The organism is Pelomonas lactea (genome assembly GCF_043555885.1).
Taxonomy (GTDB): Bacteria; Pseudomonadota; Gammaproteobacteria; order Burkholderiales; family Burkholderiaceae_C; genus Pelomonas; species Pelomonas lactea.
The window spans coordinates 1-283 of record NZ_JBIGHX010000037.1; the positions used below are offsets into that span (position 1 = coordinate 1).

Here is a 283-nt window from a genome sequence, read left to right on the forward strand (position 1 = left end):
GAAACACCAGCCCGCGAATTCGGCAAAATGTCGCGTGTGAATCACACCAGCCCCGTGCCCGATACCTGCTCCACCACCGAGGCCGCCCAGCGGCTGGGGATGGCCGTGCGCTCCGTGTAGCTGATGGTGGACCGCGGCGAGCTGCAGGCGTGGAAGACGCCGGGTGGCCATCGCCGCATCCTGCGCAGCTCGCTGGACGCCTGGCTGACCGCCCGGGGCAGCGCCGCGCCGGCAGCCGCGCCGGCACCGCTCGTGCCCGGCAGCGGCGAGCGGCCCGTCACGC

At 73.5% G+C, this 283-nt stretch carries 1 protein-coding gene; it reads left to right on the forward strand.

The annotated features are described in order from the left end of the window. Positions 1–123: 123 nt before the first annotated feature. On the forward strand, positions 124–283 hold a 160-nt coding region (locus ACG04Q_RS25630), incomplete at its 3' end, for a helix-turn-helix domain-containing protein (protein WP_394514713.1).